The sequence below is a fragment of the Chryseomicrobium palamuruense genome, from assembly GCF_042649045.1.
Lineage (GTDB): Bacteria > Bacillota > Bacilli > Bacillales_A > Planococcaceae > Chryseomicrobium > Chryseomicrobium palamuruense.
On sequence record NZ_JBHSEF010000023.1, the window covers coordinates 81,907 to 96,618 of the forward strand.

Consider the following 14,712-nt stretch of genomic DNA (forward strand, 5'->3'; position numbering starts at 1 on the left):
GAAACAATTTTCTTTCTTTGCTGGCAAGCAGCGATAAAGACAAAAAGAAAACGAGTTCTAAGTTAGAGCTCATTTTCGATTACATAAACAATTTGAGGGAGCCTGCTTTAAAAATGGGCATACTCCTACAAAATAATTTTTTTGCATTTTATTATAATATCATAGCGAATTTGTCAAGTCAATATTTCTTGGCCTTTAAAATCCAATATCCCTTGACTTTTTCTACGACATCCACTTCGTTATATAGACCTTCTAGAAACTCTTTTGTCGAAGGAGCGCCTTGCTTCTTTTGAATCACGACCCAAAGGTCTCCTCCCGAAACAAGTCGTTCGCGTGCTTCTTTGTAAAATTTGAAGATGGTTTCTTTTCCAGCCCGAATGGGAGGATTGGTGATGACAGCCGCAAGTCCTGAAGGCACGTTTTCCATGCCATCGCTTGCGTCAATTCGCACATTTTGAACCCCGTTGCGTTCTGCATTTTTCTGAGCAAGCGCCACCGCTCGTTCATTCACGTCCACCATATGGATTTGGCGTTCAGGAAAATCTTTAGCAAGTGATAAGCCAATCGGACCGTATCCACAGCCGATATCCGCAAAATCTCCTTCTATGGTCGGCGCTTCAAACGCTTCAATCAATAGTCGGGAACCAAAATCTACTCCGCTTTTACTAAAGACCCCACGGTCCGTTTCAAGTGTCATGTGGTGACCTCTGCCCGTATGCTTGATGACAGCCGGTGCACTTTCTGCGTCCGGTCGGTTGGAATAATAATGGTCAGCGATGTCGTCCCTCTCCTTTCGATGGAAAAAAATGAAGAAAAGCCCGTCACGAAATGACGGGCTTCTCAAGAATAAGCAAGAAAAAATTACTTAACTTCTACGTTAGCGCCTACTTCTTCAAGTTGAGCTTTCATAGCTTCAGCGTCTTCTTTAGATACGCCTTCTTTAAGTGCTTTAGGAGCGTTATCTACTACTTCTTTAGCTTCTTTCAAGCCAAGACCAGTGATTTCACGTACCACTTTGATTACTTTGATTTTTTGATCGCCAGCAGAAGCTAGGATTACGTCAAATTCAGTTTGCTCTTCAGCAGCAACAGCGCCACCAGCAGCAGCAGCTACAGGAGCAGCAGCAGTTACACCAAATTCTTCTTCGATTGCTTTTACTAGGTCGTTAAGTTCAAGAACTGTCATTTCTTTGATTGCTTCTAAGATTTGCTCGTTTTTCATTTTAATTTCCTCCTATTTGGATATAAGTGTTTGAAGCTACGCGGCTGCTCTTAAGCGCCTTGCTCTTCTTTTTGTTCTGCAACAGCTTTTGTTGCAAGCGCGAAGTTGCGCATTGGAGCTTGAAGCACAGAAAGTAGCATAGAAAGTAGGCCTTCGCGTGATGGAAGTTCTGCAAGAGCTTTTACGTCTGCTGCAGATGCAACCGTACCTTCGATGATTCCCGCTTTGATTTCAAGCGCTTCGTTCTTTTTCGCGAAATCATTGATGATTTTCGCTGGAGCTACTACATCTTCAGTAGAAAATGCAACTGCGTTTGGACCTGTTAAGTGCTCGTTTAATGCTTCAAAGCCAACAGACTCAGTCGCACGACGAGTTAGAGAGTTCTTGAATACTTTGAACTCCACTCCAGCTTCACGAAGTTGTTTACGAAGTTCTGTTACTTGCGCAACGTTTAAACCACGGTAATCAACAACGACAACAGAAGCAGCAGCTTGGAACTTCTCAGCGATTTCTTTCACTTGCACTTGTTTTGTTTCGATTGCTTTGCTCATAGTGGCACCTCCTATTAGAATTGCCATTTATACCGACAAAAGAAAAGCCTCCGGTCTCAGAAGACACGAAGGCAGTAAAAGTCATCATCACGAAAGAATCTGAATTTTGCTTGTCCTCGGCAGGAATATTAAGCACAAAATGTGCACCTGCTGTCTTCGGTACAAATGATTAAGTTACAACAAGAGACATCTTAACAGATGCCCCTCATTAGTGTCAATACTTATTTTGAAGCAGCTAGAGCGTCGATCTTCACAGAAGGACCCATTGTAGTTGTTACGACAACAGACTTCATGTAGACACCTTTTGCTGCAGCAGGTTTCGCTTTTTGAATCACATCAAAGACAGTTTTGAAGTTCTCAGCTAATTTTTCGTTATCGAAAGAAGCTTTTCCGATTGGCGCGTGGATGATTCCAGCTTTGTCCGCACGGTATTCAACTTTACCAGCTTTGATTTCGTTTACTGCTTTTGTTACGTCAAATGTAACTGTACCTGTTTTCGGGTTCGGCATTAAACCTTTTGGTCCTAATACACGTCCGATTTTACCAACTTCACCCATCATGTCAGGAGTTGCTACGATCACGTCGAAGTCAAACCATCCTTGTTGGATTTTGTTGATGAAGTCTGCATCGCCTACGAAGTCAGCGCCAGCAGCTTCTGCTTCTTTTGCTTTTTCCCCTTTTGCGAATACAAGAACTCGTTGAGTTTTACCAGTACCGTTTGGAAGCACAACTGCTCCACGGATTTGCTGGTCGTTTTTACGAGTGTCGATTCCAAGACGGAATGCCACTTCAACTGTTGCATCGAAGTTCACAGTGCTTGTTTTTTTCGCAAGCTCGATTGCCTCGTCAACAGAATATAATTTCGTGCGGTCTACTAATTTTACTGCCTCTTGCAGTTTTTTACCTTGTTTAGCCATTTTAAAATGTCCTCCTTATAGTGGTCTTAGCGGAATAAACCTCCCACATTTAAGGGCTGCAGCTATTCATTATTATGAACAACTGCAACCCCCAAAACAAACGCGTCATATCAATAGCGCATAGGATTAATCTTCGATCTTAATACCCATGCTGCGTGCAGTACCTTCAACCATCAACATAGCTGCTTCAACAGATGCTGCATTTAAATCTGGCATTTTTTGTTCCGCAATTTCGCGTACTTTATCACGTTTCACCGTTGCCACTTTTACGCGGTTTGGTTCACCTGATCCAGATTGAATACCAGCTGCTACTTTAAGTAGAACTGCTGCCGGTGGAGTTTTTGTAATGAATGTAAATGAACGGTCTTCAAATACAGAAATTTCAACCGGAATGATTAGTCCTGCTTGATCAGCAGTACGTGCGTTGAACTCCTTACAGAATCCCATGATGTTCACACCTGCTTGACCTAGTGCTGGTCCAACTGGTGGAGCCGGGTTAGCTTTCGCTGCAGGGATTTGTAGTTTAACAACTTTAATCACTTTTTTAGCCACGAGACACACCTCCTTAAGTCCGTGATGTGGTAATAGGGTTGCCCCTCCCACTCAATATCTGTCTCTCAGCGTTACGCTGCTTACAGTAATAAAATTTGTTAGGCAGACTTTTTCAGCCTGACCTTTGAAATGATACTATAATTTCCAATGTTCCGCAAGTAGGAAAACGGAATTTATATTTTTTGTACTTGTTCGTAATCAAGCTCCATGTTCGTTTCGCGTCCAAACATGTCGACAGATACAGTAATTTTGCCTTTTGAACCGTCGAGTGCTTCCACTTTTCCTTGGAAGTGCGCAAAAGGTCCTTCGAGTACTTCGACCATTTCACCGACTTCAAAGTCCATTTCCACTTTGCGTTCTGACATCCCCATTTGTTTCAAGATAAAACCAACTTCCTCCGGTAATAGAGGCGTTGGTTTCGTTCCTCCACCTGATGAACCGATGAATCCTGTTACTCCTGGTGTGTTTCGCACAACATACCATGCGTCGTCCGTCATAATTAATTCAACAAGGACATACCCAGGGAATGTTTTACGCATCACTGTACGCTTTTTGCCGTCTTTATAATCTGTTTCTTGCTCTTCCGGAATGATGACGCGAAAAATCTTGTCCTGCATTCCCATTGTTTCCACACGTTTTTCTAGGTTGGCTTTTACTTTGTTTTCATACCCAGAGTACGTGTGGACAACATACCAATTCTTCTCCATCGGTGTGGAAACCTCCTTTTTTCTTTCCAAATGAAAAAACCCGTTAGTAAGACGGGCTATTCGTTCACATATCAAGCTGCTGCTTTTTACAGATCAAGGTACCAGCGGAATAATTCTGTAATGCCTAAATCAACAACTGCAAAGAATAAAGCAACAATAACAACCGTGGACAATACGATGATCGTGTAACGCGTCAGTTCCTTACGGCGTGGCCAGCTGACCTTACGCATTTCTGAAACGACGTTTTTAAAGAAATTACCTACATTAGCCATTCGAGCTAAAACCTCCATGCATGGGATCTTACGATGTATATTTACAGTGTTTGCTTATGAAGTGTATGTGCATTGCAATGCGCACAAAATTTCTTGCGTTCAATACGCGTTGATGTTGATTTAGCAGGGACCGTATAATTCCGACTGCCACACTGTGTACAACTTAAACTAATTTTTTGTGACATATCAATCACCTTCTGGCTCCTGAAGTCTTTTACAAGCGTATCACCTGATTTTTCCTGTGTCAACCACGTTTGTCACACGTTGTCATCAAACCATGGTCTCTACTTCGGCATAGCGTTCTAGTTTCCGTTTGACACGCTGCAATGCATTGTCAATGGATTTCACATGGCGATTCAACTGCTCCGAAATCTCTTGATAACTCTGACCTTCGATGTAGAGCATGAGGACTTGCTGTTCCAAATCGCTCAGCATCTCCCCCATCTTCTCTTCCATGAAATCAAAGCTTTCCTGACTGATAAGCAGTTGTTCTGGGTCATCCACAACCGTACTGGCAATCGTATCGAGAAGTGTTCGCTCCGACTCTTCGTCATAGACCGGTTTGTCGAGCGACACATACGAATTCAGCGGGATGTGCTTTTGACGCGTCGCCGTCTTGATGGCCGTAATGATTTGCCGCGTAATACACAATTCCGCAAACGCGCGAAACGATGTCAATTTTTCCTCACGAAAATCACGAATGGCTTTATATAAACCAATCATGCCTTCTTGCAAGATGTCCTCTTTGTCCGCACCAATCAAAAAATAGGATTTACTTTTCATGCGTACAAGAGGTTTGTATTTGGTTATCAGAAAATCGAGTGCTTCGGTATTCCCTGCATGAACGAGTTCTAGAATCTCATCATCCGGAAGAACCGCAAAGGGAGGAACTGCGTATGCTGTCTTTTCCATGAAGTCACCTCAGATGCGCTTGTTGTCTCTAGTATAGCGGACTTTGGAAACGCCTTCAATGCATCATTTCAATCCTCTGCGCCATTTTTCAAAAATTTCTGCCACTTCTGCACTCAATGGGATTTTGGAATGCCCATTTAACTTCTGAATGGTTTCGACTTCTTTCGTGATTTGTTTTTCTACAAGTCCCATCTCAATTTCGAGCTCCCGCGCAGACTTCCGAAGGGCACCTTGCGCAAAGATGACCCACTGTTCAATGGAATCGGAGGTCGCGACAACGACTTGGGTGCGTCGGTTGATGAGTTGAGACGCCAACTTCTCAATGCGTTCATCAGCCGTCTCGTTTTCTCGTGTATAGATGATCTGTAACTTGTACTTCTTCTCTTTCGCTTCAATCCCCGGAACAAGGTGGGCATCAAAGACAATGATGACCTCACATCCCATATACGCCTGATATTCCGCCATATGCTCGATCAAACGGTCCCGTGCATCGATTAATTTCGCTTCTTTTAGCTCGCGCAGCTCTTTCCAAGCACCAATGATGTTGTAGCCATCGACGAGTAAGATCTGTTTCATGCTATTTCCCTAGTGGATGACGGTTACGATATACTTCATACATCAGAAGAGACGCCGCAACAGAAGCATTCAAACTTGTTACATGACCGACCATCGGCATGTGATACAAGAAATCACACTTGTCACGCATCAAGCGGCCCATTCCTTTTCCTTCTCCACCGATAATAACAGCAAGAGGAAGCGTTGCATCCATACGACGGTAATCTGTAGATTCTTTCGCATCTGTACCGGCAATCCACACGCCACGTTTTTTCAGTTCATCAATGACTTGCGCCAGGTTGGTTGCACGGTGGACTGGGACATGTTCAATGGCCCCTGTCGAAGCTTTTGCCACGACCGCTGTGAGTCCAACTGCTCGGCGTTTTGGAATAATAATGCCGTGCGCACCTACCGCATCCGCCGTACGCAAGATCGAACCAAGGTTATGAGGGTCTTCCAGTTCGTCAAGAATCAGGAAAAATGGATCTTCACTACGCGAAGCGGCTAGCTCAAACAAATCATCGAGTTCAGCATAGTGATAGGCGGCAACGGAGGCCACCACACCTTGATGGACGGAATCTGTTAACTGATCGAGTTTTTTCTTCGGGACAAATTGAACGATGATGCCTGCTTCTTTCGCAAGCTTGACGATTTCCACGACGCCCCCTTTTTGCGTACCTTCCCCAATCCAGATTTTATTCATTTCTCGTCCGGCCTTCAAAGATTCCAGGACGGCATTTTTACCTGCGATGATTTCGCCGGTCTGTTGTGTTGCATCACTCATTTGGCGTCCTCCTTTCGTTTCTCAATATAGGTGATGGCAAAGTGGAGCAATTCCTCCACACGCGCGTGTTGTTCAAGTAGATAGAGACTGCCAAGAACCGCCTCAAAGCCGCTGCTCGCACGGTATGTCTGCACATCTGTATTTTTCGGGACCGTGCCGGACTTGGCATTTCTTCCGCGCCGGTAAGTCGCAAGTTCCTCTTCTGTCAAGAAGTTTTGTTCCATCATCTCATGGACGATTTGACTTTGTGCTTTTGCAGAGACGTATTTGGTTGCCTCCCGGTGCAAGGCATTCGGCCGAATCATTCCGCTTACAAGAAGATGTTCGCGCACTGCCCGTTCGAGGACCGCGTCCCCCATGTAGGCAAGTGCGAGTGCATTTAACTGTTTCACTTCGGCTGGTCGAAGTCCCATGCCTTACCCTCGCTTCCAGCGCACACCTTGTGCGGTATCTTCTAAGATGATGTTCATATCTTTTAACTGGTCACGAATTTCATCCGCACGGGCAAAGTTGCGTTCTTTACGTGCCGTGTTGCGTTCTTCAATCAGTGCATCGATTTCTTCATCGAGCAATTCTTTTTCTGCGGATAATTTCAAGCCGAGTACTTGCATGAACTTTTCAAGGGTCGTTGCGTAGGCAGTCAAGACAGTGATAGATGTCTGATTTTGCTTCAGGTAAATGTTCGCTTGCTTCGCAATCTCAAACAGTTCTGCAATAGCATTTGCTGTATTGAAGTCGTCATCCATTGCCGCTTCAAACGCCTTGATCTGTTCATTGATTTTGTACGTCCACATATCGTCTTGGTCGCCAAGGTCCGCTGAATGCTCGAGACGGTGAATGACATTGGCATAGGCCGTCCGGATGCGGTCAAGGCCTGCCTCTGCTTGTTCAACAAGTTCACCAGAGTAATTGATTGGATTACGGTAGTGCACACTCAGCATGAAGAACCGAAGCACTTGCGGGTCGATATGTTGACGAATGTCATTCACAAGAACAAAGTTCCCAAGAGATTTTGACATCTTCTCGTTATCGATATTGATGTAGCCGTTATGCATCCAGTAGCGTGCAAACTCTTTATCATTATGTGCTTCTGATTGGGCAATCTCATTTTCATGGTGCGGAAACGTCAAATCTTGTCCACCCGCATGAATGTCAATCGTATCCCCAAGGATGTCCCGTGCCATCACGGAACATTCAATATGCCAGCCCGGACGTCCTGCGCCCCACGGACTCTCCCATGAGATTTCGCCAGGCTTCGCTGCTTTCCATAAGACAAAATCAAGCGCGTCTTCTTTTTTCTCACCAACTTCGATGCGCGCTCCACTCTTCAGGTCATTGATATCTTGGTGAGACAGCTTACCGTATCCTTCAAATTTACGTGTACGGTAATAGACGTCTCCTTGTGATTTATAGGCATACCCTTTGTCGATCAAGACACGGATGAAATCAATGATCTGATCCATGTGGTCCGTCACTCGAGGGTGGTCATCTGCGCGATGGCACCCGAGTGCCTCGATATCCGCGAAGTATGCGTCAATAAAGCGTTCTGTTAGGTCTGAGACTTCTTCACCCAGTTCGTTCGCCGCTTTAATAATTTTGTCGTCGACATCTGTAAAATTCGAGACAAAGTGAACGTCATACCCGCGGTACGTCAAGTAGTTCCGCACCGTATCATAGACGATTACCGGACGTGCATTCCCAATATGAATGTAGTTGTAGACGGTAGGACCACAAACATACATCTTTACCTTTCCTTCTTCTAGTGGCACGAATTCTTCTTTTTCGCGCGTCAATGTATTAAAAATGCGAATGCTCATTGTCCTCTCTCCTCTCGTAATTGATTGCTTAATCGGTCCAGGTCACGTTGCAAGCGTTCGATGCAGTCTTCCATCTGCTGGCAGCGTTCGTCAACTGGATCAGGAATGTTTTGATGATTTAAATTTTGTTTTACACGAACTCCATCAAGAACGACGACTTTTCCGGGAATTCCGACAACCGTCGCATTTTCCGGGACGTCTTTTAGAACAACCGAGCCTGCTCCCACTTTACTGTTGTCACCGAGAGTAATGGAACCGAGCACTTTCGCTCCTGTCGCCACCAGCACATTGTTGCCAAGCGTCGGATGGCGTTTTCCTTTTTCTTTCCCGGTACCGCCTAAGGTGACTCCTTGGAAAAGGATGCAGTCGTCTCCGATTTCACACGTTTCGCCGATAACGACACCCATGCCGTGATCGATGAAGAGACGGCGGCCGATTTTGGCACCCGGATGAATTTCAATACCCGTGAAGAAGCGGCTGATTTGCGACACGACGCGAGCTAAAAAGAATAGATTGTTTATAAAAAGAGCATGTGCGATGCGGTGACTCCATACAGCATGTAGTCCGGAATAGGTCAATACGACTTCCAGGACACTACGCGCAGCGGGGTCTTGCTCGAAGACGGTGGCAATGTCTTCTTTCATGCGATTGAACATAAATGTGCCTCCTTTGATATGTAAAAAGCTTTCGAAAATAATAAAAGCCCCCATCCAGTCAAATGACTAGACAGAGGCGCATAGATTGCACGGTTCCACTCTGATGAGAAATCCACGCGGGATTTCACTTCTCTTACCCGTAACGGGGGCGATCCGTCTGGCTTACTCAAGTTTCAGCACAGCACTCAGAGGTGCATTTCAAAGATGTAGTGGCTCAGGTCACTTTCAGCCGGTGATGACCCTCTCTACAGAACATACGTCTTTTACTTCTCCTCATCAAAGCTTTGTTTGATGCCTATATGTGTCTTTAATTTTACTCCCAGATACTCGAAAGTCAACTTTATTGATCTGCGAGTTTCGAAACGCGCGCGAGAACTTTTTCTTTGCCAAGTAACGCAATCGCGTTTGGTAGATCCGGACCGTGTGTCTGACCTGTCGCCGCTACACGGATTGGCATGAAGAGACCTTTCCCTTTCGTACCTGTTTCTTTTTGAACGGCTTTGATTGCGGCTTTGATTGCGTCTGCTTCTAACGTGTCCATCTGCTCAATCTGCGCTTTAAACGCTGTCATCACAGCTGGCACCTGCTCTTCGTTCAAAACAGCTTGTGCTTCTTCATCATACGTCAGCTCGTCCGTAAAGAATAACTCAGAAAGTTCAACAATTTCAGCACCGAAACTCATTTGTTCCTGGTAAAGTGCCACAAGTTGTGTGGCCCACTCTCTTTGCTCCGCTGTTAATTCAGCAGGTAATTTATCTGCTTTCTGCAAGTGCGGAATCGCCATTTCTGCGACTTCCTCAAGCGACAGCTTCTTCATGTATTGGTTGTTCATCCAGGTTAGTTTATTCGTATCGAACATCGACGGTGACTTCGACAAACGTTTTTCATCGAACAGTTCAATCAGTTGCTTTTTCGAGAAGATCTCCTCTTCTCCTTCTGGCGACCAGCCAAGAAGGGCAAAGAAGTTGAACATCGCTTCCGGAAGGTAGCCAAGGTTCTTGTACTGTGTGATGAACTGAATGATGGACTCATCGCGCTTCGATAACTTTTTACGGCTTTCGTTGATGATCAGCGTCATATGACCATAATTCGGAGCTTCCCAGCCGAATGCGTCGAAGACCATGATTTGTTTTGGTGTGTTCGAGAGATGCTCTTCTCCGCGAAGAACATGGCTGATCTTCATAAAGTAATCATCTAGAACAACCGCATAGTTGTAAGTTGGAATGCCATTTGCTTTCACAAGCACCCAGTCGCCCACGTCTTTGGATTCAAACGTCACGGTGCCACGTACCATATCTTCAATCGTATAGGTCACATCTGCAGGGACACGCATACGAATCGTGAAGCCTTCGCCAGCTGCCTCTTTGGCAGCTACTTCTTCTTGAGAAAGGTTGCGGCATTTCCCATTATACATCGGAGCTGCGATACCAGCGTCTTTCTGACGTTCACGCTCTGCTTCGAGTTCTTCTGAAGAACAGAAACATTTGTAAGCATGTCCTTCAGCAAGCATTTTCTCAGCATGCTCTATGTAGATACCTAAACGTTCCATTTGACGATACGGAGCGTAATCGCCACCGATGTCAACGGACTCATCGTAGTCAATACCTAACCAGCGTAAGTTTTCAAGTTGTGACAATTCGCCACCTTCGATATTACGCTCGATATCTGTATCTTCAATACGGACAATAAATTTCCCGTCATGGTGTCGTGCAAATAAATAGTTAAATAGCGCTGTGCGGGCACCTCCGATATGGAGTTGTCCAGTCGGACTCGGTGCGTAACGAACGCGTACTTCCTTCGTCATAAGGTGTTCCTCCTCTAAAATTCACTTTTTCCATTCTATCACTGCCAGCTTCGTTTAGAAAGTTTATTTTTGTACTAAGAGAATCGTGGCTAAAGCAGCAATTCCTTCTTCCCGCCCTGGGAATCCTAGCTTTTCCGTCGTCGTCGCTTTGACGTTCACTTGTGACTCGTCTGCTTCAAGAAGCTCTGCAATACGCTTTCGCATCGCTGGAATATGTGGCGCCATTTTCGGACGCTGGGCGATGATCGTACAATCGACGTTACCGAGTACGTAGCCTTTTTCCTTAATAATTTCCCAGCAGTGCGTCAGTAATTTCGCAGAGTCCGCATCTTTAAACGCAGGGTCTGTGTCAGGGAAGTGCCTTCCAATATCCCCTTCACCGATTGCGCCGAGTGCCGCATCCGTGATGGTGTGCAGCAATACGTCCGCATCGGAGTGTCCGACCAACCCTCTTTCATGAGGTACGGTGATGCCCCCGATAATCAGCGGGCGTCCTTCTTCAAAAGCATGTACATCAAATCCTTGTCCAATACGCATTAATTGTTCTCCTCTCTTCTTGTCAAAATCAATTCCCCTAATACCAGATCTTCTGGCGTGGTCATTTTTTGATTGTCATAACTGCTTTCTACAATATACACCGGAAGGCCAGCCCGTTCAGCAAGCATGGCTTCATCCGTTCCTACAAACCCTTGTTCATCGGCTTGTTTGGCTGCATCAACTAACAATTGATAGCGGAAGGCTTGTGGTGTTTGAATCGCCCATAACGTCTCTCGGTCAATCGTTTCTTCTACGCGACCGTTCCGAACGAGCTTCATCGTATCTTTTGCCTTCACAGCAGCAACCGCTCCGCCTTGTTCCGCTGCCACTTCGACAAGTTTGTGAATTACCTGTTGCTGGATAAACGGACGAGCGGCGTCATGAACAAGCACAAGTTCCGCTCCCTCAGCCGCTTTCAACGCTTCGCACACACTGTGTTGACGTTCTTTTCCTCCGACAACCAGTTTTGTGACTTTTGTAAGATGGTACTCACGGAGACACACTTTGATCAAATGACGTTCCTCTTCTTTAATAGCGAGAATAATCTGCTCACACCACTCATCTTGTTGAAAGACTTCTAACGTATGCGCGAGAATCGGTTTCCCTCGTAACTTTAAAAAGAGCTTGTTCCCTTCTGCCCCCATACGTTTGCCGCTCCCTGCTGCCGGCAAGACGACTGTGTAGTTCATATGTAAACACCTTTCTTCCTGTTCTAAATGCAAAACCCCGGCCGGATACACCCAGCCGAGATTTGATTATTTCGTATCCATAGGTTTGGCAAAGATCATGCGTCCTGCAGAGGTCTGAAGCACGCTTGTGACTTCGACTTGAATCGCTTGATTGATATAGGCTTTTCCGCCTTCAACGACAATCATCGTCCCATCATCGAGATAGGCGACTCCTTGGTTTTGTTCTTTTCCATCCTTGATGATGACCACTTGCATGACCTCACCCGGGATGACAACAGGTTTTACGGCGTTTGCCAAGTCGTTAATGTTTAGGACCGGCACGCTGTGAAGCTCACAAACTTTGTTGAGATTGAAATCATTGGTCATGACGACACCCGACTTCTTTTTTGCTAGACGCACAAGCTTTAAGTCGACCTCGTGCAAATCCTCAAAATCATCTTCTACAATTTCAATCGGCACGATGCGCTCAGACTGCAATCGCTTTAAGACGTCGAGTCCGCGTCGTCCACGTGTACGTTTTAATGTGTCTGAAGAGTCAGCAATGTGCTGAAGCTCGGTCAATACAAATTGGGGTACGACAAGCGTCCCTTCGATAAAGCCGGTTTCTGAAATGTCAGCGATTCGGCCATCGATAATGACACTGGTATCCAGAAGCTTGTAGCTATGTACATCGGTCGAGGCTACTTCTTCTTCTTCCGCCTTTTTCTTTGCAGCGGCACGTCCTCCTGTAAAGATCTGCATCATCTCTTCTCGTTTTTTAAAGCCTACCTGGAACCCTAGATACCCAAGGACCAAGGATAAGACAACTGGCACGATTGATCCAATGGCTAAAAGGTCGAGTGTTTCAATGGCACTCCCAAGTAAAAAGGCAACGACAAGTCCAAGGACAAGTCCTACTGTTCCGAACAAAAGATCCCACACAGGCGTATTCAGTAATCGTTCTTCCATCCAGCGGATAAATGTGACGAGATAGTCCGTGATAAACAATGCGGCAACAAAAAGCAAAATCGCTCCCACTAAAATCGATACATACGGATTGGCGATCCACGGGTTATCGGATAAATTCATTGCTTCATATAAGTGCGGTAAGAAAAATAACCCGAGTGTTCCTCCAATAAGTACAAATGCGATATATATTATCCATTTGAGCATTGTTCCACCTCCTTTTTATTGTTCTTTCATTATACGCTTACCTCTCGAAGGACGTCCACGCGGAGCCTATAAGTGTTCTGCCCATCTAACGGAATCGAGTTGCAGGCGTTAGAAATACATTCGAAAATCAATCGCACCCCTAGAGACAAAGAGAGTCTCTAGGGGCACACTTAATTCCCTAAGCATTTCTGGACGAACACCTTCCACATCTAAGAAAACGCGAGTTGGATGGCTTCATTCACTGCCTCTACTCCAATTACGCGAATCCCTGCTGGGTAATCCCAACCTCCGAGGTTGCTCGCCGGTACAATGGCGCGCTTGAAACCCAGTTTCGCGGCTTCTTGCACACGTTGTTCGATACGTGAGACGCGACGGATTTCTCCAGTCAAACCGACTTCGCCGATAAAGACATCTGTCGGTTGGACACCGGTGTCCTTAAAGCTTGACACGATACTAACTAAAATCGCTAAATCAATCGATGGTTCGTCTAGTTTCACACCGCCAGCTACCTTGATGTAGGCATCTTGTGACTGCAGGAGTAGCCCCATCCGCTTTTCGAGAACCGCCATTAAAAGTGATACACGGTTCTGGTCTACACCTGTCGCCATTCGCTTCGGATAGTTGAAGCTTGACTGGGTGACGAGCGACTGGATTTCAACAAGGATCGGCCGCGTCCCTTCCATCGATGCCACGATCGCCGATCCCGGTGCACCGTGGGATCGTTCTTGCAAGAACAGTTCAGACGGATTCAACACTTCTTTCAGACCCGCCTGCACCATTTCAAAGATGGCAATTTCATTGGTGGAACCAAATCGGTTCTTCTGTGAACGCAAGATGCGGTACGTATGGTGACGCTCCCCTTCAAAGTACAGCACCGTATCCACCATGTGTTCAAGTAAACGCGGTCCGGCAATTTGCCCTTCCTTTGTCACATGACCGACTAGGAAGATCGCAATATTTTTCGTTTTTGCTATACGCATCATCTCAGCCGTACATTCCCTTACCTGAGAGACACTTCCGGGTGCACTCGTCACATCCGGATGATGCACCGTTTGAATCGAGTCAATGATGACAAATTTCGGTTCGACTTGTTCGATTGTCTCGTTGATCAGCTCGAGGTTTGTCTCAGCATAGAGATACAACTCTTTAGATGCGACCCCAAGCCTTTCTGCACGCAGTTTGGTTTGACGCACCGATTCCTCTCCGGAAATATAAAGCGTACGCATATCCTTATTGGCAAGAAGAGAAGAAACTTGTAACAGAAGCGTCGACTTCCCGATACCCGGATCCCCCCCTATCAACACAAGCGACCCAGGAACGATTCCACCACCCAGTACACGGTTCAATTCCCCAAGCGACGTGTCTACACGCGGCTCTTCTTGCGTTTCCACAGCCACAATCGGTGTCGCTTTCGAAGCCGGACCATCGGATGTCACAAATGACCGCTTCGGTCCTTTTGACACGACTTCCACTTCTTCAACCATTGTATTCCAGTGTCCACAACCCGGACATTTCCCCATCCATTTCGGAGATTCATACCCACAATCGTTACACATAAATTTTGTTTTTCGTTTCGCCATAATAGC

At 45.8% G+C, this 14,712-nt stretch carries 19 protein-coding genes and 2 other annotated features; all 19 genes read right to left on the bottom strand.

Annotation, left to right across the window (positions count from 1 at the left end; all coding sequences use genetic code 11):
• Window positions 1-178: 178 nt before the first annotated feature.
• Window positions 179-778 carry a class I SAM-dependent methyltransferase gene (locus ACFO0S_RS10060; RefSeq protein ID WP_378142213.1) on the bottom strand — a complete coding sequence of 200 codons (600 nt, stop codon included), beginning with the start codon at window positions 776-778 and terminating at the stop codon, window positions 179-181.
• Between the two features lie 83 nt (window positions 779-861).
• Window positions 862-1,221 (bottom strand): 50S ribosomal protein L7/L12, encoded by a 360-nt coding sequence (rplL, locus tag ACFO0S_RS10065; RefSeq protein ID WP_378141861.1) that lies wholly within the window; start codon window positions 1,219-1,221, stop codon window positions 862-864.
• A gap of 50 nt (window positions 1,222-1,271) precedes the next feature.
• Window positions 1,272-1,772: a 50S ribosomal protein L10 gene (gene rplJ / locus ACFO0S_RS10070; protein WP_378141862.1), complete on the bottom strand. Its 501-nt coding sequence runs from the start codon at window positions 1,770-1,772 to the stop codon at window positions 1,272-1,274.
• Window positions 1,773-1,803: 31 nt separating this feature from the next.
• Window positions 1,804-1,950 (bottom strand) — a sequence feature (ribosomal protein L10 leader region).
• A gap of 43 nt (window positions 1,951-1,993) precedes the next feature.
• Complete coding sequence (gene rplA / locus ACFO0S_RS10075) at window positions 1,994-2,689, bottom strand: 50S ribosomal protein L1 (protein ID WP_378141863.1); 696 nt, start codon at window positions 2,687-2,689, stop codon at window positions 1,994-1,996.
• A 126-nt stretch (window positions 2,690-2,815) separates the two neighbouring features.
• Window positions 2,816-3,241, bottom strand: a complete 426-nt coding sequence (gene rplK / locus ACFO0S_RS10080) for a 50S ribosomal protein L11 (RefSeq protein WP_378141864.1) — start codon at window positions 3,239-3,241, stop codon at window positions 2,816-2,818.
• A 173-nt stretch (window positions 3,242-3,414) separates the two neighbouring features.
• A complete protein-coding gene (gene nusG / locus ACFO0S_RS10085; RefSeq protein ID WP_378141865.1) occupies window positions 3,415-3,948 on the bottom strand; it encodes a transcription termination/antitermination protein NusG in 534 nt (177 codons plus the stop codon).
• Window positions 3,949-4,034: 86 nt separating this feature from the next.
• A complete protein-coding gene (gene secE, locus ACFO0S_RS10090) occupies window positions 4,035-4,220 on the bottom strand; it encodes a preprotein translocase subunit SecE (RefSeq protein ID WP_378141867.1) in 186 nt (61 codons plus the stop codon).
• Between the two features lie 41 nt (window positions 4,221-4,261).
• A complete protein-coding gene (gene rpmG / locus ACFO0S_RS10095) occupies window positions 4,262-4,405 on the bottom strand; it encodes a 50S ribosomal protein L33 (protein WP_378141868.1) in 144 nt (47 codons plus the stop codon).
• Between the two features lie 85 nt (window positions 4,406-4,490).
• Window positions 4,491-5,132: an RNA polymerase sporulation sigma factor SigH gene (gene sigH, locus ACFO0S_RS10100; protein ID WP_378141870.1), complete on the bottom strand. Its 642-nt coding sequence runs from the start codon at window positions 5,130-5,132 to the stop codon at window positions 4,491-4,493.
• Between the two features lie 63 nt (window positions 5,133-5,195).
• Entirely contained in the window at window positions 5,196-5,708 is a 513-nt protein-coding gene (locus ACFO0S_RS10105; RefSeq protein ID WP_378141872.1) for an NYN domain-containing protein, read from the bottom strand.
• A gap of 1 nt (window position 5,709) precedes the next feature.
• Window positions 5,710-6,471, bottom strand: a complete 762-nt coding sequence (gene rlmB, locus ACFO0S_RS10110) for a 23S rRNA (guanosine(2251)-2'-O)-methyltransferase RlmB (RefSeq protein ID WP_378141874.1) — start codon at window positions 6,469-6,471, stop codon at window positions 5,710-5,712.
• A complete protein-coding gene (locus tag ACFO0S_RS10115) occupies window positions 6,468-6,884 on the bottom strand; it encodes a Mini-ribonuclease 3 (RefSeq protein ID WP_378141875.1) in 417 nt (138 codons plus the stop codon). The genes rlmB and ACFO0S_RS10115 overlap by 4 nt, the downstream gene beginning before the upstream one ends.
• A gap of 3 nt (window positions 6,885-6,887) precedes the next feature.
• On the bottom strand, window positions 6,888-8,288 hold the full coding sequence (gene cysS, locus ACFO0S_RS10120; RefSeq protein WP_378141876.1) for a cysteine--tRNA ligase: 1,401 nt from the start codon (window positions 8,286-8,288) through the stop codon (window positions 6,888-6,890).
• Window positions 8,285-8,944, bottom strand: a complete 660-nt coding sequence (gene cysE, locus ACFO0S_RS10125; protein WP_378141877.1) for a serine O-acetyltransferase — start codon at window positions 8,942-8,944, stop codon at window positions 8,285-8,287. Before cysE ends, cysS begins: the two co-directional genes overlap by 4 nt.
• A gap of 69 nt (window positions 8,945-9,013) precedes the next feature.
• Window positions 9,014-9,233, bottom strand: a binding site (T-box leader).
• Window positions 9,234-9,284: 51 nt separating this feature from the next.
• A complete protein-coding gene (gene gltX, locus ACFO0S_RS10130; protein WP_378141879.1) occupies window positions 9,285-10,748 on the bottom strand; it encodes a glutamate--tRNA ligase in 1,464 nt (487 codons plus the stop codon).
• A 63-nt stretch (window positions 10,749-10,811) separates the two neighbouring features.
• Window positions 10,812-11,285 (bottom strand): 2-C-methyl-D-erythritol 2,4-cyclodiphosphate synthase, encoded by a 474-nt coding sequence (gene ispF, locus ACFO0S_RS10135; RefSeq protein ID WP_378141880.1) that lies wholly within the window; start codon window positions 11,283-11,285, stop codon window positions 10,812-10,814.
• A complete protein-coding gene (gene ispD, locus ACFO0S_RS10140) occupies window positions 11,285-11,974 on the bottom strand; it encodes a 2-C-methyl-D-erythritol 4-phosphate cytidylyltransferase (protein ID WP_378141881.1) in 690 nt (229 codons plus the stop codon). The genes ispF and ispD overlap by 1 nt, the downstream gene beginning before the upstream one ends.
• 66 nt (window positions 11,975-12,040) lie before the next feature.
• Window positions 12,041-13,126, bottom strand: coding sequence for a PIN/TRAM domain-containing protein (locus ACFO0S_RS10145; protein WP_378141882.1), 1,086 nt, complete (start codon window positions 13,124-13,126; stop codon window positions 12,041-12,043).
• A gap of 209 nt (window positions 13,127-13,335) precedes the next feature.
• Complete coding sequence (gene radA / locus ACFO0S_RS10150; RefSeq protein WP_378141883.1) at window positions 13,336-14,706, bottom strand: DNA repair protein RadA; 1,371 nt, start codon at window positions 14,704-14,706, stop codon at window positions 13,336-13,338.
• Between the last annotated feature and the right edge of the window lie 6 nt (window positions 14,707-14,712).

Bases quoted from the DNA above. Each gene is read 5' to 3' on its own strand.
- nusG (WP_378141865.1), bottom strand. From the start codon at position 3,948: ATGGAGAAGAATTGGTATGTTGTCCACACGTACTCTGGGTATGAAAAC.
- ACFO0S_RS10145 (WP_378141882.1), bottom strand. From the start codon at position 13,126: ATGCTCAAATGGATAATATATATCGCATTTGTACTTATTGGAGGAACA.
- ACFO0S_RS10115 (WP_378141875.1), bottom strand. From the start codon at position 6,884: ATGGGACTTCGACCAGCCGAAGTGAAACAGTTAAATGCACTCGCACTT.
- cysE (WP_378141877.1), bottom strand. From the start codon at position 8,944: ATGTTCAATCGCATGAAAGAAGACATTGCCACCGTCTTCGAGCAAGAC.
- ispF (WP_378141880.1), bottom strand. From the start codon at position 11,285: ATGCGTATTGGACAAGGATTTGATGTACATGCTTTTGAAGAAGGACGC.
- rlmB (WP_378141874.1), bottom strand. From the start codon at position 6,471: ATGAGTGATGCAACACAACAGACCGGCGAAATCATCGCAGGTAAAAAT.
- rplL (WP_378141861.1), bottom strand. From the start codon at position 1,221: ATGAAAAACGAGCAAATCTTAGAAGCAATCAAAGAAATGACAGTTCTT.
- sigH (WP_378141870.1), bottom strand. From the start codon at position 5,132: ATGGAAAAGACAGCATACGCAGTTCCTCCCTTTGCGGTTCTTCCGGAT.
- ispD (WP_378141881.1), bottom strand. From the start codon at position 11,974: ATGAACTACACAGTCGTCTTGCCGGCAGCAGGGAGCGGCAAACGTATG.
- rplJ (WP_378141862.1), bottom strand. From the start codon at position 1,772: ATGAGCAAAGCAATCGAAACAAAACAAGTGCAAGTGAAAGAAATCGCT.
- rpmG (WP_378141868.1), bottom strand. From the start codon at position 4,405: ATGTCACAAAAAATTAGTTTAAGTTGTACACAGTGTGGCAGTCGGAAT.
- gltX (WP_378141879.1), bottom strand. From the start codon at position 10,748: ATGACGAAGGAAGTACGCGTTCGTTACGCACCGAGTCCGACTGGACAA.
- secE (WP_378141867.1), bottom strand. From the start codon at position 4,220: ATGGCTAATGTAGGTAATTTCTTTAAAAACGTCGTTTCAGAAATGCGT.
- cysS (WP_378141876.1), bottom strand. From the start codon at position 8,288: ATGAGCATTCGCATTTTTAATACATTGACGCGCGAAAAAGAAGAATTC.
- radA (WP_378141883.1), bottom strand. From the start codon at position 14,706: ATGGCGAAACGAAAAACAAAATTTATGTGTAACGATTGTGGGTATGAA.
- rplA (WP_378141863.1), bottom strand. From the start codon at position 2,689: ATGGCTAAACAAGGTAAAAAACTGCAAGAGGCAGTAAAATTAGTAGAC.
- ACFO0S_RS10105 (WP_378141872.1), bottom strand. From the start codon at position 5,708: ATGAAACAGATCTTACTCGTCGATGGCTACAACATCATTGGTGCTTGG.